This window comes from Sphingobacterium lactis, from assembly GCF_051951495.1.
Lineage (GTDB): Bacteria > Bacteroidota > Bacteroidia > Sphingobacteriales > Sphingobacteriaceae > Sphingobacterium > Sphingobacterium lactis_A.
The window spans coordinates 340,825-366,446 of the sequence record NZ_JBNHAS010000003.1; the positions used below are offsets into that span (position 1 = coordinate 340,825).

The window sequence follows — 25,622 nt, forward strand, 5'->3', positions numbered from 1 at the left end:
ATGTTAAGCATTAATAAAATCCAACACCATTTTTTCTGCTTCTGCACAAGCTGTATCTAAGTCGTTGTTTTGTAGGATTACATCAAAACGATCAGCAAAAGATAGTTCTAATTCAGCTTTAGCATAACGCTCTTGCAATTTCTCTTCAGAATCAGTACCACGACCTTTCAATCTTTCTTTCAAGACATCTAAGGAAGGAGGATTAACAAAAATGGCTAATGCCTGATCTGGAAATTTAGATTTTAAACGCAATCCACCCACTACATCAATATCAAAGATTACATGTTTACCTTCATTCCAGATACGCTCTACCTCTGTACGCAGAGTGCCGTAAAAGGTTCCTGAATAAACTTCTTCAAATTCAATGAACTCGTGTTTGGCAACTTTATGAAGGAAGTCTTCTTTAGAAATGAAATAATAATCTACGCCATCTACTTCCTGCCCACGTGGCTCGCGTGTGCTTGCAGAAATAGAAAAAGCAATCTTATCGCCATGTTTAGCAAGTAAGTGTTTTACAATAGTGGTTTTGCCTGCGCCTGATGGTGCTGAAAAGATCAAAAGCTTTCCGCTCATGCTATAATACGTTTAATAGTTGTTCTTTTATTTTCTCTAATTCATCCTTCATCTTCACCACAATTTGCTGAATCTGTGCATTGTTGGCTTTTGAACCCAAAGTATTGATCTCACGACCCATTTCTTGGGAGATAAATCCTAATTTCTTACCATTTGAATCTTGAGAATTCAAAGCCTCAATAAAATAATTACAGTGGCTACGTAGGCGAACTTTCTCTTCGGTGATGTCCAATTTCTCAATATAGAACACCAACTCCTGCTCAAATCGATTCATGTCGACATTCTCTTTACCCACAGCTTCTTCCATATACTGGTTGATACGCTCGCGGATTAGGGGAATACGAGATCCTTCAACAGACTCTACTTCTGTTAAATGTGTAAGAATCAACTGAACACGGTGCTCTAGATCTTTTTTCAAGACAGCGCCTTCATCTTGACGGAATTGATCAAATTGCTTTACTGCGGCATAAAATGCTGCCACTAAAACCTTTCCTTCTTCCTCATCAACCTCATCATTATTGCTAATAACCTCAGGCATATTTAAAGCAAGCTCAAACATATTGGCTTTGGTATCACCCAATTGAAAGGCGATATGCTGCAATTGTTTATAGTATTCCTTAAGAAGTTCTGCGTTAATGCTGGCTGCTTTGGCTGTTTGGTTGGTGTATTCAGTAGAAACGTTGATATTCACTTTTCCGCGTTCAATCAGTTTACTACATTCTCCACGAAGAAACAATTCCCGATCTGAAACAGCTTTCGGCAAGCGTAGGTTTAGTTCTAAAAACTTAGAATTCAGCGATTTGATTTCAACGGTATATTTAACGGAAACATTCTCAGAAGAACCCATTCCGTACCCTGTCATCGATTTTATCATATGCAAAGGAGATTTAGCAAATGTATAATAAATTATACATTGTAAAATATTTTTATCATTTGCAAAGGTATAAAACTTAAGTATAACTCGTATTCTTAATTACCAATCATGCCTAGCAATTAATACGACCATATATGTTTTATATGTTGACCCTTTAGGAATTCGAACAAAAGCAATCCCTATATCTTCCATAGGGGCATACCATTCTGTCATTCCCAATACATGCTTTCGATGCATATATCCTGGTGACCCCTTGCCAATAATAAATGATTTCATGACATCTACTGCCGAATCGTGATTGGCGCCGATGGATTCGAAATTATTATTGCTGCGTTTCTTTAGCCATGCTGGATTTAGGGAATAACCCGCTTGCTGAATATAAAAATTAACACCATTGCCATCTGGATCTACGTGTTCAAAGTAATTTCGTCTTGCCATATCCTTAGCACGAAACTCTGCCACTTTGGCTAGTGTATCGTTCCAACGCAATTGAATGGGGCTGACATTCTTTAATCTTGATATCCCTAAATTACGAGCATATCGATCTGGGTTCTTCCGGAATTCATTGAGGTATTCATATGCCTCTTTAGCTTCTCTTCGATCAACTTTTATACTCTTTTGTGCAAATAAAGGATTTACCCATATACATAGGGCAAGTAATAGATAGCGCATAAACCGTGTGTTTTAGTTTTGGACTACTGATTCGTAAAAGCGTTTAAACAGTAATTGTACTCTTAGGGCTTATTTCTTTTGCTTTTGAAAACTTCAATAATTGCCGGCAATAAGGAAATGGCAATAATCGCAAGTACCACAATAGAGAAATTGTTTTTAACGAATGGTATCTGTCCAAAGAAGTAACCTGCAATGAGGAATAGGCTTACCCACAGAATTCCCCCAACAATATTGTATAGGCCAAAATTGCGATAAGGCATCCTGACTATTCCTGCAACAAAGGGAGCAAAGGTTCTTACGATTGGAACAAAACGAGCGTATATAATGGTCTTGAGTCCATATTTTTCATAAAAGCTTTGGGTCTTCTCTAAATAAGCCGGTTTAAAGATTTTGGAATTCGGTTTAAATACCCTATTTCCAAAATGCTTACCTATCTCATAGTTGACAAAGTCTCCAAGGATAGCTGCAGCAATGAGCAGAATAATCATTATTCCCAAGTTGAGATTAGTCTCCGGTTTAGCAATTAATGCCCCCATCGCAAATAGAACAGAATCACCCGGAAGAAATGGTGTAACTACCAATCCGGTTTCGGCAAAGATGATTAAAAAGAGAATCAGGTAAGTCCACGCTTGATATTCCTGTGTGATTTCAATCAGGTATTTATCAATATGGAGGATAAAATCTATTAAAGCGGATAGAATTTCCATAGTCTATTATTCTGTTCCTTGAATAGCAACAATTGCACCAAGGCTTTTTCAAGTGGTACAAAAAAAAGGAAGTCCTATTGAACTTCCTTCTTTTTACCGTATTTTTCCTTTATTACCTCAATAATAGGAGGGAGTAAGGATAAGAATATAATCGCAAATATGACAATGGTGAAATTGTCTTTAATCACCGGTAGACCTCCGAAGAAATAGCCTATAAACAGGAAGGAAGTAACCCAAAGGATAGCTCCAATTACGTTATAGGACGCAAATTTACCGTATGACATAGAACCAACGCCTGCTACAAAAGGAGCAAAAGTTCTAATAATTGGAACAAAACGAGCATATATAATGGTTTTACCACCATATTTCTCATAGAATTTCTCTGTTTTCTCCAGGTATTCCTTTTTCAGGAATTTATATTTTCCACTAAATGCTTTTGGACCAAAATACTTCCCAATATGGTAATTCACCATGTCGCCTAAAATACCGGCGACCATTAACAGTACCCACATTACAAAAACGTTAAGGTCTGTTTCAGGCTTTGCTATAATAGCGCCAGTAGCAAATAAAAGAGAATCACCAGGAAGGAATGGGGTAACTACTAATCCAGTTTCGGCAAAAATTATCAGAAATAGAATTAAGTAAGTCCAAGTCTGATAATTGTTTACTATCTCCACCAGATGGTCATCAATGTGGAGAATAAAGTCAATAATCGCGTAAATAAAGTCCAAAGTAGGGCGTTTTAGATATTGTTCAACATTACAGGCATCACTAACATTAAGATGTCTTCATGCTCTTCTTTAATAGCTGGTACCAATAGTCCGGCACGATTAGGCGTGCTCATTTCCAATACCACTTCTTCGCATGATAAGTTATTTAACATCTCTACTAAGAATTTTGCATTGAAACCGATTTCCATGTCTTCACCTTCAAATTGGCAGCTCAAACGCTCATGAGCCTCATTTGAGAAGTCTAAATCTTCAGCAGAAATGTGTAGTTCACTACCATTGATCTTTAAACGAACCTGGTGAGTCGTCTTATTAGCAAAGATTACTACACGACGTAGGGTGTTTAAGAACAAGGAACGGTCAACCGTTAATTTGTTCGGATTTAAACGAGGGATAACAGCTTCGTAGTCTGGATAACGCTCGTCGATCAAACGACAAATCAAGTTGATGTTTCCAAACTGGAAGAATGCATTGGTATTGTTGTATTCTATAGATACATTAACATCATCCGATGGAAGGGATGATTTTAATAGTGATAAAGCTTTTTTAGGTAAAATTAATGATGTTGGTTTCTCAGCAGACACATCAGTACGGCGATAGCGAACTAATTTGTGTGCATCCGTTGCTACAAAAGTAGCCGACTGCTCTGCCAATTGAACCAATACACCTGACATAGCAGGACGAAGTTCATCGTTACTTACTGCAAAAATGGTTTTATTGATTGCCTCCAATAGAGTAGAAGCAGAAATATTTACAGTAGAAATATTATCTACTACCGGGATCTTCGGGAAGTCATCTGCATTCTCACCACTCAATTTGTATTTACCATCGCCTGCAGAAATCTCAATTGCTAAGGTGTTTGTGTCTACGGAAAATGCTACTGGCTGATCAGGTAATGTTTTCAAAGTTTCGATTAAGATCTTTGAAGGCATAGCAACACGGCCTTCTTCTTTCGCTTCGATCTGAAGATTAGTAACCATACTGGTCTGCAAATCGGTAGCAGAAATCGTAAGGATATTGTCCTTGATTTCAAACAAGAAGTTTTCTAGAATAGGCAATACGGTGCTGGAACTGGAAGCCCCACTGATAGCTTGTAATTGTTTAAGTAGAATAGAGGTGGATACAATAAATCTCATTTCTGTATTAATAGATTTTTATATGCAATAATACAGAAAAGAATCTAAATATTTATAATTCCATTTGGAGTTATAAGGCATTTCATAAAAAGCAAAGGCTTAAAATTTGTACATTTGTGGCAACAGCTATGCAGTTTAACAAAATAATAGGTCATGAAGCACTCAAGCAACAATTAATTGCTACGGTTCGAGAGAATCGCGTGAGCCATGCTCAATTGTTTTTAGGACCTGAAGGATCCGGAAGTTTAGCACTCGCAGTTGCTTATGCGCAATTTATAAATTGTGAGAACAAACAAGACAACGATAGCTGTGGTCAATGTGCCTCCTGTACCAAGTACGAAAAGCTTATCCATCCTGACTTGCATTTCTCCTATCCTTTCTTTGCAAAGGATAAGAATGATACCGCCAATACGTTTATAGAAAGTTGGCGTAATGCCTTTCTTTCCAATCCGTATATGAGTTTAAGCTTTTGGAGAGAGCAGTTAGAAGCAGATAATAAGCAGGCAAACATCAATATCGCGGAAGCCCATTCCATTATCAAGAAATTAAGTTTAAAGGCCTTTGAGGCAGAATACAAAGTCTTGATCATGTGGTTACCGGAGTACTTGGATACACAAGGAAATGCTTTATTAAAACTGATTGAGGAACCGCCGGAGAAAACATTGTTTCTTTTGGTCGCTGAAAATCAAGACAAAATATTAAATACCATCATCTCTAGAACGCAATTGGTAAAAGTCAATAAGTTGTCCTATGAAGAATTAACGCAATTTTTAATTCAGGATAAGCATATTGATTCCAATCGCGCCAATGAGATTGCTTTTATTGCAGATGGAAATATCCAATCGGCTTTAACCCAATTGGAGGAAGAAGCAAACACTAACTTTGACCTGTTGATTCGCTGGCTACGGTTTATAGTCACGGATTCGGGTTTAAACATTATACAAATCTGTGAGGAGGAGCTTAGCAAGCTGGGTCGGGAGAATCAAAAACTATTCTTGGTTTACAGCATCAATATACTAAGACAAATTGTGCTTTTGAACCAAGGAATGCCGAATCTAGTCTTTTTAAAGGATTCCGAATTGGAGTTTGTACAGAAGTTTAGCGAAATAACGACGCTCGAGAAGCTGGAAACAGCCATTGATCTATTAGAAAAAACACATTATTCTGTAGAAAGAAATGCAAATCCTAAAATATTATTTTTAGATTTATCTTTGCAGTTAGTTTTATTATTTAAATACAATACGTTCCCTCAGGGGACTCAATATATATAATTTACATAAAATATGGGATGTGGCAGTTGCTCATCCGGTGGGGGTTGCGGTAGTAGCACCCTTGGTACAGTGCCAGCAGGTTGTAATAACAACGGTACTTGTATGACCAGCGGATGTAATAAATTGGATATTTACGATTGGCTAGTCGACATGGACTTGCCTTCTAACTATAAACCTTTTGATATTGTTGAAGTTCGTTTTAAAGGATCTAGAAAAGAATTCTTTGTAAATACAGACAATATATACCTGGAAATGGGCGAGATGGTCGCCGTAGAACCAAATACTGGGGGATACGACATCGGACATGTGTCCTTAACAGGTGAATTGGTAAGATTACAGTTAAAGAAGAACAACGTAAAGCCGGAAGATGTGGTCAAGAAGATCTATCGGAAGGTAAATGAGAATGATATTGCTAAATACAATATCGCGAAGGATTTGGAATGGGAGACCATGCACCGTGCTCGTAATTTGGCACTGGAGTTAGGTTTATCCATGAAAATCTCGGATGTGGATTATCAAGGTGATAAGACCAAAGCTACCTTTTACTATACCGCAGAAGGACGTGTGGATTTCCGTGAGCTAATCAAGAGAATGGCAGAAGCATTTCGTATTCGTATTGAAATGCGCCAAATTGGAATGCGTCAGGAAGCTAGCCGCCTAGGTGGAATAGGCTCTTGTGGTCGTGAACTTTGTTGTTCAACCTGGTTAACAGACTTCAAAACGGTATCTACCTCTGCAGCTCGATATCAGAATCTTTCTTTAAATACCCTTAAACTTGCTGGACAATGTGGTAAGTTAAAATGCTGTCTGAACTATGAATTGGATAGTTATATGGATGCTTTAAAGGATATTCCGAATCATATCGATCGTATTGAAACCCAATCAGGGGTTGCTTACCTGCAAAAAACAGATATCTTTAAGAAAACCATGTGGTTCTCTTATCCGCATGCAGAAAGCTGGATTCCACTTCCTGCAAGCAAGGTAAAGGAGTTCGCTGAAATCAATTCTCAGGGTAAAAAGGTTCAAGATCTCGTGAGTCCAGAGAAAAATGAGGAGCCTAAAGTAGCTATACCTGACTACGAAAATGTAGTTGGTCAAGATTCTTTAACTCGTCTTGATGACAAAAACCGCAGAAAGAAAAAGAAAAAACCAAAGAAGAAAGGACCTTCAGACAATCCTCAAGCTCAACAACGCACTCCTCAGGAGAACCGTCCAAGGCCAAGATCAGAGAATAACCAAGCAAAGCAGAATAATCAAAAAGCTGCTAATGAAGGCTCTGAGAATAATGAGGATGGCGCTAAAAAACAACAGCGTAGAAGACCGAATAATCGCAATAGAAAACCAAATAACAACAGAAACCAAGAGGGTAACTCTGAAGGTTAAAATGTATAATTGGCTATGAGAATGCTGATTTTATTTGCTATTTGTATTCTTTTTCTTGGCTCTTGCCAAGAGGGAGCATTCTTTGAAAGAAATACCGTAATTCCCAACCTTAGTTGGGATTACGATTTTAAGCCCGTTTATGAAATAAATGTGCAGGATAAGAATGTCCAGTATGATGTATTTGTAAATATGCGTCATACGGCCTATTATCCTTATTCCAATATTTATTTCTTTTTACACGAGAAAGGCCCTGGCATTGGTGAAAAAACAACACGTTATGAATTCAATCTAGCACAACCAGATGGACGTTGGATTGGTAGGTCAGCAGGCAATCTCTATGAACAAACAAAGCTTCTCAAAGAAGGCCTAAGCTTTCCTGATACGGGTAAATATGTGTTTACCTTGGAGCAAAATATGACAGAAAACCCGCTACGTGGTATAAATGACGTAGGAATTAAAATCATAAAAAGATAGCTATGCAATTATTAAGGTGGTTATTATTTCCTTTTACCATCCTTTATACCTGTATAATTTGGCTTCGCAACAAATTGTATGACTGGGGTATTTTTAAAACTAAAGAATTTCCTGTAGCCAGTATTGTCATAGGTAATCTCGCAATCGGAGGTGCCGGTAAAAGTCCGCTTACTCAAAAATTAATCGGATACTTTAAAGACAAATACCAAGTAGCGACACTTAGTCGTGGATACGGAAGAAAAACAAAAGGATTCCGTTTAGTACAATCCACCGATAATGCAGAGCTTGTCGGCGATGAACCCCTACAATTCAAGAAAAACTATCCAGAAATAACTGTAGCGGTTAATGAAAATAGGGCAGAGGGAATTGAAATTCTACAACAGGATCATAATCTTATCCTATTAGATGATGCTTACCAGCATCGGAAATTTAAGGCCAAATGCAATATTCTGGTTTTTGATTACCAATCCATTATTAACCCTATTGTATTATTACCAACCGGAAACTTTAGAGATACCTTTAATCAGACCAAAAGAGCAGATTGTTTTCTAATTAGCAAATGCCCTGACCATATTCCTGAAGATAAAAAGCAACTTATTGAAGGCAAGATTAGCAAATATAGCCAGGCACCGATTTATTATTCTAAGATCAAATACCTAGATCTAATTAACCTTAGAACCCAACAAACAGTTAATCTTCAATTAGCAGTAACTGATGTATTATTACTGACAGGCATTGCCAACCCAAGTCCATTAATTAAATATGTACAAGACAGGTTTAATAAAGTAGAACATATTAAATTTCCCGATCACCACGATTTTAAGGCTTCAGATTACCAAAAGATTGTGGAGCAGTACAACAATATACCTTCAGAAAACAAAATCATCCTGACAACGGAAAAGGATGCTCAGCGTATTGACTTAACACAACTCAGTAACATACCGCTATATTATATCCCTATTGATATAGCAATTGATCAAGAAGCTCAATTTCTCGAATTGATTGAAAATATTGTTAATAAACCTTAACAGAGGTTAAAAACCACTAAATAGTAAATAGTTACGGATTTATTTTATCAAATTTATACTAACAATTAAAATTGATAGGATATGAAAAAATTGATTTTATCAGCTGCTATATTGTGTGCAGCTGTGACATTTAGTAATGCACAAGATCGTCCACAACGTGAGGGAACTCGTAATCCAGAAGAAATGGCGAAGCGTATGGTTGAACGCTTAGATCAAGAGTTGAAGCTTAGCCCAGCACAAAAAGATTCTATATTAAAATGGAACCAAGCTAGCGCAGTAAAACAACAAGCTATTTTCCAAGACGAGAAAGAAAGCAGAGAAGCCAAGATGGAAAAAATGAAAGCTTTGCGTCAAGAACAACAGACAAAGATTAAATCCATCCTTACCGACGAGCAGAAGGTTAAATACGAAGAAATGAGTAAGCGTACTCCTGAACGTGGACAAAGAAGACAGAAAAACTAATCACTAGCTATTAAATTCAAAAAAGCAAAGCCTCCGGATGGAGGCTTTTTCGTTATTCCCTACCCCCAAAAACCATTCTATTATGTAACATGGAAAATAAAATCAACATTTACACAATTAGTCGCTTTTTTAATCGAAAACAAGGTTTAATGACAATTAAAAGCATATTTACTATAAATAAGTGCGTAATAAGTTGAAAGTTTTAATTGTTAAGAAATGTTAAAAAGTAACAAACCTGATACATTTATACAATAAAGGGTACTGTTTGGCTGTTATTATTGTACAAAAACGGAGTAAATAATTAGAAGTAAAACTAAAACATTTAAAATCATGAAAAAGTTATTTTTAGCAGTATCCGCAGTATTATTTTCATTAACTCTAACCTTTGCACAGGATTTAAATCCAGAAGAGAAAGCAAAGCAAACAGTAACAGAGTGGACAACTCAATTGAATTTGACAGAAGAGCAACAAGCAACAGTATATAATATTGTACTAGAGCACAAAAAAGCAAAATTTGCGCTTAAAGCAGACACTACACAAGCAGAAGAAGCTAAAGCAACTCAAATTGAAGCGCTTAATGCAGACTTAGACAAAAAAGTAAGTGAAGTTTTGACAGATGATCAAAAACCTCTTTATGCTAAAATAGTTGAAGAACGTGCAGCTAAGAAAAAAGCTCAAGAACCAGCAGTTGAACCAGTAAAAGAGGAACAACCTGCTCAACAAGAGCAAGAGCAACAACAGGAAGAACAACAAAAAGAAGAATCTCCTGTGAAATAATTAACAATTATTCATGTTTCATAGAAAAAGAGGCTTTCCAATAGGAAGCCTCTTTTTTTGTATCTATTTTAATAGTATTTAGTATTTAGTACAGAGTATTTAGACCTATTGGCGGGATAAAAGTTATACCAATTACAACTCAGAGCAAAGCGAAGAGTCTGAGCCCTACGGGCAGTACAAAGTATTTAATACAGAGTAGGTAGACCTATTGGCGGGATAACAATTTTACCATTTACAACTCAGAGCAAAGCGAAGAGTCTGAGCCCTGCGGGCAGTATATAGTATAAAGTAGTTAGTAGTTAGACCTATGGCGGGTTAACGATTTTACCACGTACAACTCAGAGCGAAGCGAAGAGTCTGAGCCCTGCGGGCAGTATATAGTATAAAGTAGTTAGTAGTTAGACCTATGGCGGGATAACAATTTTACCATTTACAACTCAGAGGAAAGCGAAGAGTCTGAGCCCTGCGGGCAATATATAGTATAAAGTAGTTAGTAGTTAGACCTATGGCGGGTTAACCAATTTATCCATTTCCAACTCAGAGCGAAGCAAAGAGTCTGAGCTCTGAGGGCAGTATATAGTATAAAGTAGTTAGTAGTTAGACCAATGGCGGGATAACAATTTTACCACTTACAACTCAGAGCAAAGCGAAGAGTCTCTACTTCTCCTCCCAAAAGATCGCTTCATCTAGAGGCTTGCCGAAAGAACCTCAAACTATGTTAATCAGAAACAGCAATTTCTTTAGATTTTGCATATAAATAACGGTCGAAGCATGCTTCGACCCTACAGTTTTGGCGGTTAGAAACACAAAATCTCGATTATCTGTAGGGGCGATGCATGCATCGCCCGCTAATAAATTAATAATACCTACACCCCAACCCCCAATCAAAAAGGGGATGACTGCAAGCAATCATCCCCTTTTTGGTAAAACCTTAAACCTCTCTTAAGAAGCTTTTAATTTCTTTTGGATATCCTGAACATAGGTTTTGAATTTCTTATCGGTTTCGATAAGGTCTTCAACAGTTTGACAGGCATAGATAACGGTGGAGTGATCTCGGCCACCGAAGAAGTTTCCAATACTTTTCAATGATGACTTGGTGTGGTTTTTTGCCAAGTACATCGATATCTGTCTAGCTTGAACAATTTCGCGCTTACGAATCTTCGATTTTACCATTTCAACTGGTACTTCGAAATATTCACAAACCAATTTTTGAATATATTCCATCGATATCTCTTTGTGTGTGTTTTTCACAAAGTTTTTCAACATCGACTTCGCTAAGTTTAAATCAATCTCTCTTTTGTTCAGTGTCGACTGGGCAAGTAAGGACACCATCGCACCTTCAAGCTCACGAACACTGTTGTCAATCTGATTCGCAACGTATTCAACTACATTTTCTGGTAACTCAATACCGTCAGAATACATTTTCTTCTTCAGAATAGCCATTCTTGTCTCTAAATCAGGGACTTGAATATCTGCTGATAGCCCCCATTTGAAGCGGCTTAATAGTCTTTCCTCTAATCCAGATAAATCTTTTGGCGGTTTATCTGAGGTTAGAATAATCTGTTTTCCGGTTTGGTGTAAATGGTTGAAGATGTGGAAGAAAATATCCTGCGTACGCTCTTTCCCAGCAAAGTTATGAACATCATCCATGATGATCACATCCATAGCTTGGTAGAAATTCACGAAATCATTAATGGTATTGTTCTTTAAGGAGTCTACAAACTGTTGACAGAACTTCTCACAAGAAACATAGATAACCAATTTATCAGGTAGATTACGTTTGATTTCATTTCCAATTGCCTGCGCTAAGTGCGTTTTCCCCAATCCGACATCACCATAAACCATTAATGGGTTAAATGAAGTACCCCCAGGTTTATTTGCCACTGCAAATCCTGCAGAACGAGCCAGGCGATTACATTCTCCCTCAATAAAATTATCGAAGGTGTAGTTTTGATTCAACTGTGGATCAACTTGCATTTTCTTAAGACCAGGAAATACAAATGGGTTCTTGAAATCTTTGTTGATTGCAACCGGAATAGGAATAGATTGTTTTTTCCCCTCAGCACCATTTCCATTGGAAGGCATGTTCGTCGTATATGGTGTATTCGCAGAAGATTTCTCTACTACTATATTATACTCCAGACGACCTTGCTCTCCCAAAAACTTTTTAACTGTTTTTCGTAGAATACCGACATAGTGTTCTTCCAACCACTCATAGAAAAACAAACTCGGCACTTGAATAGTTAAAACGTTTCCTTCAAGACGTACAGCTTTAACGGGCTCGAACCATGTTTTAAAACTTTGCGTTGGAATATTATCTTTTATCACTGAAAGACAGTTTTCCCAAACACTTGTACACGTTTTTTCCATTCTTATTTTGTTAATAACTTGATAACCAATATTTGACAAAAATCCTGTTCATAACTTTTGTCTACAACGAATATGACAAAAAATTTTGAGCTAAAAAATTAAAAAATCAAAAAAACCAAATATCATTGTATTACAGCATTTTAGGTGTGTTTTTTAGCATTTTCCAACGTAATAAATTAAGCAAATATATTTTATTAACATAAGCAACCAAACTTCCAATTTTAAACTTTTTTTAAAGCAAATTTGAAGTTACTGTTAATAAATGTGGAAAACTTTTATAAGTAAAAAGGAGGCCGATTGGCCTCCTTTAAAGAATTTTATCATTTTCAGAATAACCGCTTAAATACAAGCAATTATCCTACCAAACTTTCTGTCTTAATTCCTTTTGTAAGCTTTCGAACTTGTAATTCGATCCCCGCTGCATCATATCCACAGATATGCCACAACTCCGCTTGCTCTCCGTGTTCAACAATCTCATCAGGGATCCCTAATCTAACGACTTGAGCATGGTAATTATTATCTACCATGAACTCCAAGATCGCTGAACCAATCCCGCCTGGAAGACATCCATCTTCTACAGTAATCACTTTACTATACTTCTTGAATACCTCATGTAATAGCTCTTGATCTAAGGGCTTAGCAAATCGCAAATCATAATGTGCCGGATGAATTCCATCCTCACGTAACTTACGAATCGCCTTGCAGGCCTCATTACCAATACTTCCAAAACTTAAGATCGCTATTTCTTCTCCATCAGCCAATTTACGTCCCTTACCAACTGGAATTTCCTTAAATGGTAATTTCCAATCGGGCATAACACCGTTTCCACGTGGATAACGAATAGTAAAAGGTCCTTTATCTTTTAATTGAGCGGTGTACATCAAATTACGTAGCTCTTCTTCATTCATCGGAGAAGAAACAACCATATTCGGAACACAACGCATATAGGCAATATCATAAGCACCATGGTGTGTTGGTCCGTCAGCACCTACCAATCCGGCACGATCTAGACAGAAAACAACATTCAGATTCTGCAAAGCTACATCATGTATCACCTGATCATATGCCCTTTGCATGAAGGAAGAATAGATATTACAGAAAGGAACCATCCCTTGAGCAGCCAATCCGGCACTGAAAGTAACCGCATGCTGTTCTGCAATACCCACATCAAATGCACGTTCAGGCATTGCTTTCATCATGATATTCATCGATGAACCCGAAGGCATTGCAGGGGTAATCCCCATAATCTTGTCATTCGCCTCTGCCAATTCCACTAAACTATGTCCAAAAACATCCTGGTATTTCGGTGGCTGAGGTTTATCACTTACAGATTTCTTTATTTCTCCTGTTATTTTATCAAATAAGCCTGGAGCATGCCATTTCGTCTGATCCTTTTCAGCAAGCGCATAACCCTTACCCTTGACTGTAACAACGTGTAATAACTTAGGACCATTGATATGTTTTAAATCTTCAATAGTCTTCACCAATTTATTCACATCGTGACCATCAACCGGACCGAAATATCGAAAGTTTAAGGATTCAAATAGATTAGCATTCTTCAATAGGGTTCCTTTGATGCTCTGTTCGAGCTTTTTAGCCCACCCATAAGCATTTGGTCCCTTTTTGGATATCTTAGCCAGTACGGCTATTAAATCGTCTCTAAAACGATTATATGACTTAGACGTGGTAATATTCGTAAGGTATTCTTTCATCGCCCCAACATTTGGGTCGATGGACATACAGTTGTCATTCAGAATAACCAATAAATTGGATTTTTCAATACCTGCATGGTTCAATGCCTCGAAGGCCATACCCCCAGTCAAAGCACCATCTCCAATAATGGCTACATGCTGGCGATCCGTCTCGCCTTTATAAGACGAGGCAACAGCCATACCTAAGGCTGCTGAAATGGAAGTAGAGGAGTGTCCAACACCAAAAGCATCGTATTCACTCTCTCCACGCTTTGGAAATCCAGAAATACCGCCTATAATACGGTTCGTATGAAAGACGTCCCTTCTTCCAGTCAATATTTTATGTCCATATGCTTGGTGTCCTACGTCAAATATAATCTGATCATAAGGTGTATGGAGTGCATAGTGCAAGGCTACTGTCAATTCTACAACACCCAGACTTGCCGCAAAATGCCCACCATTCACAGAAACCATATCTATGATATATTGCCGTAATTCCTTACATACTTCCTCAAGCTCCGATTCTTTTAAGTGCCTTAAATCTTCCGGATACTCAATTTTCTGTAATAGCGGTCCTGCTTCTACCTGCATAACGTGAAAATTTTCAAAATAAGTTACAAAGTAACAATTTATTCTTTTAACTATGGAATATATATACAATTTTATCAAAGCAATTGTTTTGCTTTAATATCTTATATCTCCATGTAATATCCCTCAAAATCCTTATTTTTGAACCCATCCCATGGATAATACAAACTACGAAATAAAATTAGAACAATTCGAAGGACCCTTCGATTTATTACTCTTCTTCATCGAAAGAGATGAATTGAATATTCATGATATTCCTATCTCCAAGATTACAGATGATTTCTTAGCCTATATCCAGCACATGCAGTCCTTAAACATAGAACTCGCATCGGAATTTATTTTCGTAGCATCCACACTTATGCGGATTAAAGCTAAAATGCTTCTTCCAAGACCTGATTTGGATGAAAATGAAAATGAAATCGACCTTAAAAAGGAATTAGTTCAAAAACTATTGCTGTATAAACAGTTCAAAGAAGTTTGTGAAGAGCTGAAAGTACTAGAAGATAACCGTGGGAAATTATATGAACGTGGTAATACAGCCTTTGATTTAAAATTAGCCAATACCAATGTTCGGAGTATAGAAGAGGAGCTTTCTTCTTTTGACTTATATAAGTTAATGTTGGTTTATGAGCGTTTAATGTATCATTATACGCATCGGGTTCAAGAAGTAAAACATACCGTGGTGAAATATCCTTACACCATTGAACAGCAAAAGAAAGCTATTGCTGAATTAATCGAAATCAACAATACCTTGGATTTTAATGCCTTATCTAAGAATTCGGAAAATAAAGTACAATTTGTCTACAATTTCTTAGCTGTACTTGAAATGCTGCAACAAAAACTATTGGATATTCAAGTAGGTCTGGGCTATAATAATTTCTGGATCGAAAAAAGAGTTTCTTAAGACTTGTTCTTCAGTTCAGCTTTAATCTGATCTTTAACCTCTGTACGGTCTTTTAAAGCTCCTAAGCGACTTAGTAAATAAGCATATTGGTCCTTTGAATCTAGATTTCGAATAGCTTTAATCGCTTCTATTCCCGCTTCTAAAGCAAATACAGACTTGTCTGCGAAGGATGCTATAAATTCATCTATTTCTGCATCTGATTTTACTCCATCCACTAATCCCAGTTCAATTGCTTTCTCCACACCAAAGGCAGATGGATCCATACATAATTGTAAAACCTTCTTTTCGGACATCACACGCAGCATACTTGCCATTACCTGAAAAGGAAATATGGCTAAGGAAACCTCAGGAAGTCTAAAATTCACCTCCTTTTTAGCAAAGACGTAGTTACAACCTAGGATATACAGGAATCCACCAGCAATCACATCACCGTCCAAAATAGCTACAGAAGGTTTATTAAACTGATCGAAAACCTCACCTAGAGAAATTGCCTTCGATTCTATTTGCGGATTAATGGTATCTAGGCTAGGATCTTGATAAGTCTTTAAGTCCATTCCAGCACAAAATACAGGTCCATTAGCTTGCAATACCAAAAGTTTTACCTCATCATCATCCTGCGCTTCCTGAAGGGCATGAGCAACTTCATTGACCGTAGTAGGGGTAAAGGCATTGCGCTTTGCTTCTCTATCCAATGTAAGGTAGAAGGCATGCCCTGTTTTATGTGTAGAAATAAAATTATAATTCATCATTAATCAGTATTTGAAAATCCTGCATCAATTTCGCTGCTTGTTCAAAAGTACCTTTGTTGAATCGATCAATCAATAATTCCGAAGGAATATTCCCTACCAATTCATCTTTGGCAAATGGACAACCGCCATAACCCAATATCGCCCCTTCAAAACGTCTACATCCTGCTTCAAAAGCTGCATCAATTTTCAATAATGCCGTTTCAATTTGCGAATGTAAATGCGCACTAAATGGTATTTCAGGAAACTCCTCTGTCAGATTACGAAACATATTTCGGACATCATCCGGACTGGCCTCAGCAGTCGTGTCAGCAATGGAAAAGTTGCTAACCCCGGCATGCTTTAATTGATTTATCCAATCCAATACCAGGTCCATATTCCATTCATCACCATAGGGATTACCAAATGCCATAGAGATATAGATCACCAATTCTTGCTCACCCTTGGCAGCTAACAGGTCCTGTATGCTACGAACGGTGTCAAAGGCTTGATGTATGTTGCTATTCGTATTTTTCATCTGAAAAGTCTCTGAAATAGAAAATGGATAACCCAAATAATCTATACGAGGTAATTCAGCACCTATTTCTGCACCCTTCAAATTGGCAATAATAGCCAATAACTTGGCATCAGAGGGATTCAATCCTTCTAAAACAGCTTTGGTATCACTCATCTGAGGCACAGCCTTGGGTGAAACTAAACTCCCAAAATCAATACAATCAAACAGCTTACTTTCCAATAAGCTGTTGATGTAATTTATTTTTTTATGGGTAGGAATCTGCGATTTCATGCCTTGTATGGCATCCCGCGGACAATCTACCAAACTGATTGCTCTATGCTCAAACATCTTTCTTAATTTCTCGAGCAATGACCATACGTTGAATAGAACTTGTTCCTTCACCGATAGTACATAGCTTTGCGTCTCTAAAATATTTTTCTGCTGGAAAATCCTTGGTAAATCCATATCCACCTAAGATCTGAACGCCTTCGTTTGATACTTCAACAGCAGTTTCTGAAGCATATAGCTTTGCCATAGCTCCTTCTTTGGTTACTTTCTTACCATTATCTTTCAAATATCCTGCCTGACGGATCAATAATTCAGAAGCATTGATTTTTGTTGCCATGTCAGCTAATGTAAATCCAACCGCTTGAAAATCAAAAATCTTCGTATTAAATTGTTCACGCTCATTTGCATATTTTAAAGCACATTCATAAGCACCACGCGCAATACCTAAGGATAAAGCAGCAATGGAAATACGACCTCCATCTAATAATTTCAACGCTTGAACAAATCCATCACCGATTTCACCAATCAATTGATCTTTATGAATACGGCAATCTTCAAAGAATAAGCTACCAGTTTCGGATGCACGCATACCTAATTTATCCATTTTAGCACCTGCAGAGAAACCTGGCGTACCTTTTTCAACGATAAAAGCAGAAATTCCTTTTTTATCACCTTTTTCACCAGTACGTGCCATAACAACTGCCACATCACCAGAGATAGCATGAGTAATGAAAGTTTTATCACCGTTCAAAACAAAAAAGTCACCATCAGCAACAGCAACGGTATTCATACCTCCAGCATCCGATCCTGAGCCTGGTTCTGTCAAACCCCAAGCACCAATCCATTCGCCAGAAGCTAATTTAGGTAAGTATTTTTTCTTTTGCTCTTCGTTAGCAAAGCTTAAAATATGATTTGTACATAAAGAGTTATGGGCAGCAACCGATAAACCGATTGATCCACAAACCTTGGATATTTCATCTAAAATGGTGATATACTCTTGGTAACTCAATCCTGAACCACCATATTCCTCAGGAACGATGATGCCCATGAAACCATGTTCACCAAGTTTTTTAAATACATCGATAGGGAAAATTTGTGCCTCATCCCATTCCATCACGAATGGTTTGATATAATTTGCAGCGAAATTTCGTGCACTCTCCTTTACTAATGCTAATTGTTCGTCAGAATCAACGTAATACATAATATTATTTTAGTTAAGTTTATATTTGGGTATAATTTATTTTATACAAATATTATAAAAAACAAATTATATTTTATGATATTTATAATAAATTAACAATATAGACCGGTAAATTTTACACAATAACAAAAAAATGCAACAGCTTCTAGATGAACTTCGAAGAAAACACGAAGACCTGGTTTTAGGTGGCGGATTAGATAAGATCCAAAAACAAAAAGAAAAGGGTAAAATGTCTGCTTGGGAAAGGATAGCCTTTCTCCTGGATGAGGATAGACCTTATTTGGAAATCGGAATATTTGCCGCTGATGGACAATATACCGAGCATGGCGGATGTCCAAATGCTGGTGTCGTTGTGGTAATGGGATATGTAAAGGGGAGATTATGTATCGTCGTATCCAATGATGCAACTGTAAAAGCAGGTGCTTGGTTTCCAATGACTTGTAAGAAAAACTTAAGAGCGCAGGAAATTGCAATGGAAAATCACCTACCTATCATTTATTTGGTGGATTCTGCAGGAGTATATCTACCTATGCAGGATGAGATTTTTCCTGATAAAGAACATTTCGGAAGAATATTTCGTAACAATGCGAAAATATCATCAATGGGCATACCTCAGATAGCAGCCATTATGGGATCTTGCGTTGCAGGTGGTGCCTACTTACCCATCATGTCAGATTATGCTTTAATTGTAGAAGGAACGGGATCTGTTTTCTTAGCAGGATCGTATCTTGTCAAATCTTCCATAGGTGAAGTGATTGATAATGAGACGTTAGGTGGAGCAGCAACACATTCAGAAATATCTGGTGTGACCGATAATAAATATCCGAATGATGAGGCTTGTTTAGAAGCCATTCGCAATATCGTCGATAAGTTTGGTGAAAATCCAAAATTTCAATTTTCAAGAACAGAGCCAATAGCTCCGGAATATCCCGTAGAAAAAATTTACGAGTATATGCCAGAAGACAGACTGAAACCCTATAACATGCTGGAAATCTTAAAGGCAATAGTAGATAAGGACAGTCTGGAGGAATATAAAAAGGATTATGGTAAGACTTTAATCTGTGCTTTAGCTCGTGTAGATGGATGGGCGGTAGGAATTGTTGCCAATCAACGTGAAGTAGTCAAGGCTAAAAAGCCAGGAAACTCCACAGAAATGCAAATGGGTGGTGTCATCTATTCTGATTCAGCAGATAAGGCAGCTCGATTTATCATGAACTGTAATCAGCAGAAAATACCTTTGGTATTCTTCCAGGATATCACCGGATTTATGGTAGGTTCCAGATCAGAACATGGTGGAATAATCAAGGATGGTGCTAAAATGGTAAATGCTATGGCCAATTCTGTTGTTCCAAAATTTACTTTTATGATCGGAAATAGCTATGGTGCGGGCAACTATGCCATGTGCGGAAAAGCTTATGACCCACGATTAATATACGCTTGGCCAACAGCAAAAATTGCCGTGATGAGTGGAGCTTCTGCTGGTAAAACCTTGTTACAAATTCAGGAAGCAGCTCTAAAATCAAAACAAGTTACCCTGACAGAAGAAGAAAAGAATAAACTACTAAAGAATATCGAAGAAAAGTACAATACCCAATTAAGTCCATATTATGCTGCATCCAGACTTTGGGTAGATGGTGTAATTGATCCTGCCGAAACCCGAAAAATAATCTCTATGGGAATTGAAGCAGCTACACATAATCCAAATATTGGAACTTATAATGTTGGGGTTATACAGGTTTAAACAGGATATTTCTTTATATAACAAATAAAAAATATTCAAAATTATAAAGGGTTCCTCGTGGAACCTTTTTTTATTTCACAGGATTTTACCACAAATATAAACCTATATATATTCCCTTGTGATGAAGTAGGTATTTGGTACCAATTAACCTTCAGTTTGCTTCGATACTCTCAAGGAATTTCTAGGGATCTGATAGGGATCTTGTTCGGATCTCGTTCGCTTCTAACCGAACGAGATCCGAAGGAGTTCCGAACAAGTTCCGAAGGAGATCCGAAGAAGTGACGAAGAAAACCCCTGAAATAGATATGAGACGACAGACAAAAGACACCAGATTTTAGACCTATTGATGGGAATTAATTTATTGAATTTTGGATAACGGACGAAGCATACATTGACCCTACATTTAGGGTCCTTAGGAACTATAAAATCACGATTGTTTGTAGGGGCGATGCATGCATCGCCCGCTATACACCTAATTTCATCACTTTCATTATCCCCTAAATCTATTAAACCTTAAAAAGTAGTAGCAGTAAGTATTTTTAAGTTATTGTGATATTAAATAAGCGGTCGAAGCATGCTTCGACCCTACAGTTAGGGTCCTTAGGAACTATAAAATCACGGTTGTTTGTAGGGGCGATGCATGCATCGCCCGCCATTCAACTAATTAGAACTATTAGCAGATAAATAATTCAAATACTTAAAACTTAGAGAATAACAAATTGAATCATTTTGTTATCCATAAAAAAGAGCCTAATCCTTTTATTGACCAGGCTCTTTATTAGATAAAATATGTTGAATCAAGAGTTAGCTTATGCTATCCTCTATTACTTACTCGATTTTATTCTTCGGATTTGAAGGCGTTCCATCCTTGGGCTTTGATATCATGTACATTACCCGATTTAGAGATCATTTGGTAGCCTGCAGAGGCTTCCGTTATATGTCCAATGACGGATATATCTAATTGACCTTTAACCTTGTCATAATCGTCCTGAGGTATGGTAAATAGAAGTTCATAATCTTCTCCTCCGCTCAGAGCGCATACGGTTGGATCTAAGCCAAATTCTCTTGCAGTCTCATAAGTCATCGGGTCAATAGGTATTTTTTCCTCATAGAGCTTACAACCTACGTTAGAAGCCTTACAAATATGCAGTATCTCTGATGCAAGACCATCCGATACGTCAATCATAGCATGAGGTTGAATTTCCAATGCGGCTAATAATTCAACAATATCCTTACGAGCTTCTGGTTTCAATTGTCTTTCTACAATATAATCCTTTCCTTCCAGATCTGGCTGTATATTAGGGTTTTCCAAGAAAATCTGTTTCTCTCTTTCCAATAATTGTAGTCCCACATAAGCACCACCTAAATCACCGGAAACACAGATTAAATCACCTTCTTTGGCAGCAGATCGATAAGCAATCTTTTCGGTTTCTGCATACCCAATACTGGTTACAGAAATCACTAATCCTTGTGTTGAAGCCGAAGTATCACCACCGATTAAATCAACGCCATATTTTTGACAGGCAATCAAAGCACCTTCATAAATTTCTTCTACAGCTTCCAATGGAAATTTAGAAGATAATCCAATGGAAATGGTCACTTGTGAAGCCATTCCATTCATGGCATAAATATCACTTAAATTGACCTGTATCGCTTTATAACCTAGGTGCTTTAAAGGCACATAGCGTAGGTCAAAATGTACATTTTCTAGAAGTAAATCAGTGGATATTAATGTTTTATAATTGGAAAAATCCAATACTGCAGCATCATCTCCAATTCCTTTGATCGAACTCTTTTGGGTCAATTCTACCTGTTTTGTTAGGTATTCAATTAATCCAAATTCACCCAGTTCATTCAGGTTTGTTTTATCTTTATTATCAAACATATACGATCTTATAAGCCTAATTTTGCAGATATTTCCAACATGCGTTCAATAGGTTTTTGCGCACGTTGAATAATATCTTCCGAAAGGATAATTTCCGGTTTTTCGTAGTATAGGCAGTTATAAAGTTTTTCCAGGGTATTTAATTTCATGTGCGGACAATCGTTACAAGCACACATGTTATTTGGAGGAGCAGGGATAAAAGTCTTAGCAGGACTTGCTTTTTGCATTTGATGCAAAATTCCTGCTTCTGTAGCCACGATAAACGTATCTGCAGGATCCTCAATGGTGAATTTCAACATTCCGGATGTGGAACCAATATAGTCCGCTTGCGCTAGAATATGTTCCTCACATTCTGGGTGAGCAATAAATTTAGCATCTGGATGTTCTGCACGAAGCGCATCAATACGTTCTTGAGAGAATATTTCATGGACCATACAGGCACCATTCCAAAGCACTAGATCACGACCCGTCTTTTTCTTGACATAATCACCCAAGTTACGATCTGGACCAAAAATAATCTTTTGATCAGCCGGTAGACTTTCCACAATTTGAACTGCATTACTGGACGTACAAACGATATCCGATAGGGCTTTCAGTTCTGCCGTACAGTTCACATAAGTGATGACCAAATGGTCTGGATACTTTTCCTTGAATTTGGCAAATAAGTGCGGAGGACAGCTGTCAGATAGGGAACAGCCGGCTTTTAAATCCGGAAGTAAGACCTTCTTGCTCGGTGATAAGATCTTAGCTGTCTCTGCCATGAAGTGTACTCCAGCAAAAACAATTACATCTGCATCCGTTTTTGCAGCCTGTTGAGATAAGCCTAAACTATCGCCGATATAATCAGCAAGATCCTGAATTTCAGACTCTTGGTAATAGTGTGCTAGGATTACCGCATTCTTTTCCTTCTTCAGCCTATTGATTTCTTCCACCAAATCAAGGTTAGGATCTATCGCAACATCGATATAGCCCTTCGCTTCCAAGTCATGTTCAAAAGTAGTATTCATCTGGTCTTCGATTATTGATATAATTTGATTGATCGAGAACACAAAAGTAATCAAAGAAAATGAAACGAAATCCACATTCCTTTTTTTCAATAAACAATAATATTATTTATTAAAGAAGATTCTTATTGTTTGTTAGTGTGTTAATAATGGGGATAAATCTAGATGATTTTATTTTTTTTAGTGGATATTCTCTGTTTATTCACAAGTTATCCACAGTCTTGAAATAGTTAATGATTGATTTTCAGCACTATTATTTTTTCGCTTTTATTTTTTCCATATTTTAATGTTCAATGAATTTTGTTGGTGAGTTGTTAATATTGTGGTCATTTTCTCTTAATATTTTGGTAATAACTGTGTGGAAATAGATGTGATTGTGGAATAAGCACAAGTTTTCAATTTTATTCCACGAGTTATCTACATGTTTTGCACATATTTTGTTAATTTGTTTATTCATTTAATGAAACTAAGATATTTCAACTTAAACAGAAATTGTGGATAGAAAAGTAGATTTTTTGGTCGTTGGTTCCGGTATTGCTGGATTGAGTTTTGCCTTAAAAGCCGCTAAGGTTGGAAAGGTGTTAATAGTAACGAAAGCTAATGAGGATGAGTCAAATACGAAATATGCTCAGGGTGGTGTAGCCGTTGTCACGGATGAAACGGATAGCTTTGAAAAGCATATTGAAGATACATTAATAGCAGGAGATGGTTTGTGTGATGCACAAGTTGTGGAAAACGTTGTGAAAGAAGGTCCAGATCGTATTGCTGAACTAATTTCTTATGGAACTTCCTTTGACAGAGAGGATTCTGGAGAATATGATTTAGCTCGAGAAGGTGGTCATTCCATGCATCGTATCTTGCATTATAAGGATATTACAGGTTACGAGATTGAACGTGCTTTATTGGAGCGTATTCATGCGGATCCTAATATTGAAATATTAACACATTATTTCGCTGTTGATCTGATTACTCCACATCATTTGGGAAAACATGTGGATAAACGTTCGGATGATATCACTTGTTATGGTATATATGCTTTTAATACCATTACGAAGGATGTGGAAAAGATACTTTCAAAGGTTACTTTGATGGCAACTGGGGGAGCGGGACATGTGTATTCGACAACAACGAATCCAACTATTGCTACTGGTGACGGAATTGCTATGGTTTACCGGGCAAAAGGAAAAGTAAGGAATATGGAATTCATTCAATTCCATCCAACAGCATTATATAATCCAAAAGAATATCCTGCATTTCTAATTTCTGAAGCTGTACGCGGTTTCGGAGGTATTTTGAAACGTGTTAATGGGGAATCCTTTATGGAGGAATATGATGAACGAGGATCTTTAGCTCCTCGTGATATTGTTGCTCGTGCTATAGATGCAGAAATGAAAAAATCTGGATTGGATTATGTCTACCTGGATATTAGGCATCGTTCGAAAGCAGATATTTTATCGCATTTTCCTAATATTTATGAGAAGTGTTTGTCCATTGGTTTGGATATGACCAAAGATTTAATTCCAGTAACTCCTGCAGCACATTATCTATGTGGTGGAATAATGGTGGATGAATATGGTGCGACAAGCATTCAGAATTTATATGCCTGTGGAGAATGTTCTTCTACGGGATTGCACGGTGCTAATCGTTTGGCTTCCAATTCCTTATTAGAAGCTGCTGTTTATGCACATCGTATTTTTGAGGATGCCAGTAAAAAGGTAGGTGCAATTGATTTTCAAGATCATATTCCTTCCTGGGATGAATCCAATACGCAACTAAGTAATGAGGATATCTTGGTAACCCATAATTTACGTGAAACACAAAAATTGATGAGTGATTATGTGGGTATCGTACGTTCAGACTTTCGTTTGGAAAGAGCTATGCGTAGGTTAGGTTTGTTACACGAGGAAACTGAATCCTTTTATAAGGGTACTAAATTGTCAGTCAAATTATGTGAACTTAGAAATGTAATTCAGGTTGCTTATTTGGTTGTTAAATCGGCTATGCATCGTAAAGAGTCACGTGGTTTGCATTATACTACGGATTATCCACAACATGCTAGCTACTTGGAAGATACTGTTCTTTAAAATATATTTTTAAGCGATTATGGCGACTATATTACCTGTATTAGATAAATATCCTCAAATTGGCGAAGATACCTTTGTAGCGCCTAATAGTACCCTTGTTGGAGATGTGCAAATTGGTGCTCATTGTTCCATCTGGTTCAACGCGGTGGTACGTGGAGATGTGAACTATATCAAGGTTGGTGATTATTCCAATATTCAAGATAATGTGACTATTCATGGTACTTATCAGAAAAATGGTACAGATATAGGTAATTATGTCAATATTGGCCATAATGCGATAGTACATGGTTGTGTGATACATGACCATGTATTGATTGGTATGGGAGCTATTGTGATGGATAAGGCAATAATAGAATCGAATGTAATAATTGCTGCTGGAGCTGTAGTATTAGAAAATACGCATTGTGAAGGTGGTTATTTATATGCTGGTGTACCGGCTAAAAAAATTAAGCCACTCACGGAGGAGCAGCTTAATTTATTGCAGAAATTACCGCATAATTATGTGTTGTATTCTTCTTGGTTTAAAGAGGGAGAATAAA

23 protein-coding genes are annotated in these 25,622 nt (G+C 37.2%); 10 read left to right on the top strand and 13 right to left on the bottom strand.

From position 1 onward, the window contains the following. Window positions 1-3: 3 nt before the first annotated feature. The 6 genes from gmk to dnaN all read right to left on the bottom strand — a co-directional run bounded on the left by gmk (window position 4) and on the right by dnaN (window position 4,690). Window positions 4-573: a guanylate kinase gene (gmk, locus tag ACP6L2_RS13535; RefSeq protein WP_440509876.1), complete on the bottom strand. Its 570-nt coding sequence runs from the start codon at window positions 571-573 to the stop codon at window positions 4-6. Between the two features lies 1 nt (window position 574). Then, window positions 575-1,447, bottom strand: a complete 873-nt coding sequence (locus ACP6L2_RS13540) for a YicC/YloC family endoribonuclease (protein ID WP_440509877.1) — start codon at window positions 1,445-1,447, stop codon at window positions 575-577. Window positions 1,448-1,546: 99 nt separating this feature from the next. Further along, complete coding sequence (locus ACP6L2_RS13545; protein ID WP_440509878.1) at window positions 1,547-2,119, bottom strand: CAP domain-containing protein; 573 nt, start codon at window positions 2,117-2,119, stop codon at window positions 1,547-1,549. Window positions 2,120-2,181: 62 nt separating this feature from the next. Then, the gene (locus ACP6L2_RS13550) at window positions 2,182-2,826 is read right to left on the bottom strand and encodes a DedA family protein (protein WP_440509879.1); all 645 of its coding nucleotides are present in this window, start codon (window positions 2,824-2,826) and stop codon (window positions 2,182-2,184) included. Between the two features lie 74 nt (window positions 2,827-2,900). Next, entirely contained in the window at window positions 2,901-3,557 is a 657-nt protein-coding gene (locus ACP6L2_RS13555; RefSeq protein ID WP_440509880.1) for a DedA family protein, read from the bottom strand. 11 nt (window positions 3,558-3,568) lie between these two features. Further along, window positions 3,569-4,690, bottom strand: a complete 1,122-nt coding sequence (gene dnaN, locus ACP6L2_RS13560) for a DNA polymerase III subunit beta (RefSeq protein ID WP_344675264.1) — start codon at window positions 4,688-4,690, stop codon at window positions 3,569-3,571. Between the two features lie 128 nt (window positions 4,691-4,818). Here dnaN and ACP6L2_RS13565 point away from each other — a divergent pair, with 128 nt between their 5' ends. From ACP6L2_RS13565 to ACP6L2_RS13590, 6 genes are all read left to right on the top strand, one after another. After that, a complete protein-coding gene (locus tag ACP6L2_RS13565; protein WP_440509881.1) occupies window positions 4,819-5,961 on the top strand; it encodes a DNA polymerase III subunit in 1,143 nt (380 codons plus the stop codon). Between the two features lie 12 nt (window positions 5,962-5,973). After that, the gene (locus ACP6L2_RS13570) at window positions 5,974-7,344 is read left to right on the top strand and encodes a PSP1 domain-containing protein (RefSeq protein ID WP_440509882.1); all 1,371 of its coding nucleotides are present in this window, start codon (window positions 5,974-5,976) and stop codon (window positions 7,342-7,344) included. A gap of 15 nt (window positions 7,345-7,359) precedes the next feature. Further along, on the top strand, window positions 7,360-7,818 hold the full coding sequence (locus ACP6L2_RS13575) for a gliding motility lipoprotein GldH (RefSeq protein ID WP_440509883.1): 459 nt from the start codon (window positions 7,360-7,362) through the stop codon (window positions 7,816-7,818). 2 nt (window positions 7,819-7,820) lie between these two features. Beyond that, complete coding sequence (lpxK, locus tag ACP6L2_RS13580; protein ID WP_440509884.1) at window positions 7,821-8,846, top strand: tetraacyldisaccharide 4'-kinase; 1,026 nt, start codon at window positions 7,821-7,823, stop codon at window positions 8,844-8,846. 81 nt (window positions 8,847-8,927) lie between these two features. Continuing rightward, on the top strand, window positions 8,928-9,308 hold the full coding sequence (locus ACP6L2_RS13585) for a hypothetical protein (RefSeq protein ID WP_440509885.1): 381 nt from the start codon (window positions 8,928-8,930) through the stop codon (window positions 9,306-9,308). Between the two features lie 330 nt (window positions 9,309-9,638). Then, a complete protein-coding gene (locus tag ACP6L2_RS13590) occupies window positions 9,639-10,085 on the top strand; it encodes a hypothetical protein (RefSeq protein WP_440509886.1) in 447 nt (148 codons plus the stop codon). 942 nt (window positions 10,086-11,027) lie between these two features. Here the strand turns inward: ACP6L2_RS13590 and dnaA are convergent. After that, window positions 11,028-12,455 carry a chromosomal replication initiator protein DnaA gene (gene dnaA, locus ACP6L2_RS13595; RefSeq protein WP_344675257.1) on the bottom strand — a complete coding sequence of 476 codons (1,428 nt, stop codon included), beginning with the start codon at window positions 12,453-12,455 and terminating at the stop codon, window positions 11,028-11,030. 353 nt (window positions 12,456-12,808) lie between these two features. Beyond that, window positions 12,809-14,737 (bottom strand): 1-deoxy-D-xylulose-5-phosphate synthase, encoded by a 1,929-nt coding sequence (gene dxs / locus ACP6L2_RS13600; protein WP_440509887.1) that lies wholly within the window; start codon window positions 14,735-14,737, stop codon window positions 12,809-12,811. A 151-nt stretch (window positions 14,738-14,888) separates the two neighbouring features. Here dxs and ACP6L2_RS13605 point away from each other — a divergent pair, with 151 nt between their 5' ends. After that, the gene (locus ACP6L2_RS13605) at window positions 14,889-15,638 is read left to right on the top strand and encodes a segregation and condensation protein A (RefSeq protein WP_440509888.1); all 750 of its coding nucleotides are present in this window, start codon (window positions 14,889-14,891) and stop codon (window positions 15,636-15,638) included. On the opposite strand, the gene ACP6L2_RS13610 is transcribed toward ACP6L2_RS13605, so the two are convergent. Genes ACP6L2_RS13610 through ACP6L2_RS13620 form a run of 3 tightly spaced genes read right to left on the bottom strand, consistent with a single transcriptional unit; the run spans window position 15,635 to window position 18,369 of the window. After that, window positions 15,635-16,387, bottom strand: coding sequence for an enoyl-CoA hydratase/isomerase family protein (locus ACP6L2_RS13610; protein WP_440509889.1), 753 nt, complete (start codon window positions 16,385-16,387; stop codon window positions 15,635-15,637). The genes ACP6L2_RS13605 and ACP6L2_RS13610 overlap by 4 nt on opposite strands. Next, window positions 16,374-17,228: a hydroxymethylglutaryl-CoA lyase gene (locus ACP6L2_RS13615; RefSeq protein WP_440509890.1), complete on the bottom strand. Its 855-nt coding sequence runs from the start codon at window positions 17,226-17,228 to the stop codon at window positions 16,374-16,376. The genes ACP6L2_RS13610 and ACP6L2_RS13615 overlap by 14 nt, the downstream gene beginning before the upstream one ends. Continuing rightward, window positions 17,221-18,369: an acyl-CoA dehydrogenase family protein gene (locus tag ACP6L2_RS13620; protein WP_440509891.1), complete on the bottom strand. Its 1,149-nt coding sequence runs from the start codon at window positions 18,367-18,369 to the stop codon at window positions 17,221-17,223. The genes ACP6L2_RS13615 and ACP6L2_RS13620 overlap by 8 nt, the downstream gene beginning before the upstream one ends. A gap of 133 nt (window positions 18,370-18,502) precedes the next feature. On the opposite strand from ACP6L2_RS13620, the gene ACP6L2_RS13625 reads away from it, so the two are divergent. Then, the gene (locus tag ACP6L2_RS13625; protein ID WP_440509892.1) at window positions 18,503-20,110 is read left to right on the top strand and encodes an acyl-CoA carboxylase subunit beta; all 1,608 of its coding nucleotides are present in this window, start codon (window positions 18,503-18,505) and stop codon (window positions 20,108-20,110) included. An 838-nt stretch (window positions 20,111-20,948) separates the two neighbouring features. On the opposite strand, the gene thiL is transcribed toward ACP6L2_RS13625, so the two are convergent. Continuing rightward, complete coding sequence (thiL, locus tag ACP6L2_RS13630) at window positions 20,949-21,995, bottom strand: thiamine-phosphate kinase (RefSeq protein ID WP_440509893.1); 1,047 nt, start codon at window positions 21,993-21,995, stop codon at window positions 20,949-20,951. A gap of 8 nt (window positions 21,996-22,003) precedes the next feature. Next, window positions 22,004-23,002, bottom strand: a complete 999-nt coding sequence (nadA, locus tag ACP6L2_RS13635; protein ID WP_440509894.1) for a quinolinate synthase NadA — start codon at window positions 23,000-23,002, stop codon at window positions 22,004-22,006. A gap of 488 nt (window positions 23,003-23,490) precedes the next feature. On the opposite strand from nadA, the gene nadB reads away from it, so the two are divergent. After that, window positions 23,491-25,083, top strand: a complete 1,593-nt coding sequence (gene nadB / locus ACP6L2_RS13640; RefSeq protein ID WP_440509988.1) for an L-aspartate oxidase — start codon at window positions 23,491-23,493, stop codon at window positions 25,081-25,083. A gap of 19 nt (window positions 25,084-25,102) precedes the next feature. Beyond that, window positions 25,103-25,621 carry a gamma carbonic anhydrase family protein gene (locus tag ACP6L2_RS13645; RefSeq protein WP_440509895.1) on the top strand — a complete coding sequence of 173 codons (519 nt, stop codon included), beginning with the start codon at window positions 25,103-25,105 and terminating at the stop codon, window positions 25,619-25,621. The last annotated feature ends 1 nt before the right edge of the window (window position 25,622 follow it).

Bases quoted from the DNA above. Each gene is read 5' to 3' on its own strand.
- ACP6L2_RS13540 (WP_440509877.1), bottom strand. From the start codon at position 1,447: ATGATAAAATCGATGACAGGGTACGGAATGGGTTCTTCTGAGAATGTT.
- nadA (WP_440509894.1), bottom strand. From the start codon at position 23,002: ATGAATACTACTTTTGAACATGACTTGGAAGCGAAGGGCTATATCGAT.
- ACP6L2_RS13570 (WP_440509882.1), top strand. From the start codon at position 5,974: ATGGGATGTGGCAGTTGCTCATCCGGTGGGGGTTGCGGTAGTAGCACC.
- ACP6L2_RS13575 (WP_440509883.1), top strand. From the start codon at position 7,360: ATGAGAATGCTGATTTTATTTGCTATTTGTATTCTTTTTCTTGGCTCT.
- thiL (WP_440509893.1), bottom strand. From the start codon at position 21,995: ATGTTTGATAATAAAGATAAAACAAACCTGAATGAACTGGGTGAATTT.
- ACP6L2_RS13565 (WP_440509881.1), top strand. From the start codon at position 4,819: ATGCAGTTTAACAAAATAATAGGTCATGAAGCACTCAAGCAACAATTA.
- ACP6L2_RS13605 (WP_440509888.1), top strand. From the start codon at position 14,889: ATGGATAATACAAACTACGAAATAAAATTAGAACAATTCGAAGGACCC.
- ACP6L2_RS13585 (WP_440509885.1), top strand. From the start codon at position 8,928: ATGAAAAAATTGATTTTATCAGCTGCTATATTGTGTGCAGCTGTGACA.
- ACP6L2_RS13610 (WP_440509889.1), bottom strand. From the start codon at position 16,387: ATGATGAATTATAATTTTATTTCTACACATAAAACAGGGCATGCCTTC.
- dxs (WP_440509887.1), bottom strand. From the start codon at position 14,737: ATGCAGGTAGAAGCAGGACCGCTATTACAGAAAATTGAGTATCCGGAA.
- lpxK (WP_440509884.1), top strand. From the start codon at position 7,821: ATGCAATTATTAAGGTGGTTATTATTTCCTTTTACCATCCTTTATACC.
- ACP6L2_RS13615 (WP_440509890.1), bottom strand. From the start codon at position 17,228: ATGTTTGAGCATAGAGCAATCAGTTTGGTAGATTGTCCGCGGGATGCC.
- gmk (WP_440509876.1), bottom strand. From the start codon at position 573: ATGAGCGGAAAGCTTTTGATCTTTTCAGCACCATCAGGCGCAGGCAAA.
- dnaN (WP_344675264.1), bottom strand. From the start codon at position 4,690: ATGAGATTTATTGTATCCACCTCTATTCTACTTAAACAATTACAAGCT.
- ACP6L2_RS13550 (WP_440509879.1), bottom strand. From the start codon at position 2,826: ATGGAAATTCTATCCGCTTTAATAGATTTTATCCTCCATATTGATAAA.
- ACP6L2_RS13645 (WP_440509895.1), top strand. From the start codon at position 25,103: ATGGCGACTATATTACCTGTATTAGATAAATATCCTCAAATTGGCGAA.
- ACP6L2_RS13620 (WP_440509891.1), bottom strand. From the start codon at position 18,369: ATGTATTACGTTGATTCTGACGAACAATTAGCATTAGTAAAGGAGAGT.
- ACP6L2_RS13590 (WP_440509886.1), top strand. From the start codon at position 9,639: ATGAAAAAGTTATTTTTAGCAGTATCCGCAGTATTATTTTCATTAACT.
- ACP6L2_RS13625 (WP_440509892.1), top strand. From the start codon at position 18,503: ATGCAACAGCTTCTAGATGAACTTCGAAGAAAACACGAAGACCTGGTT.
- dnaA (WP_344675257.1), bottom strand. From the start codon at position 12,455: ATGGAAAAAACGTGTACAAGTGTTTGGGAAAACTGTCTTTCAGTGATA.
- ACP6L2_RS13545 (WP_440509878.1), bottom strand. From the start codon at position 2,119: ATGCGCTATCTATTACTTGCCCTATGTATATGGGTAAATCCTTTATTT.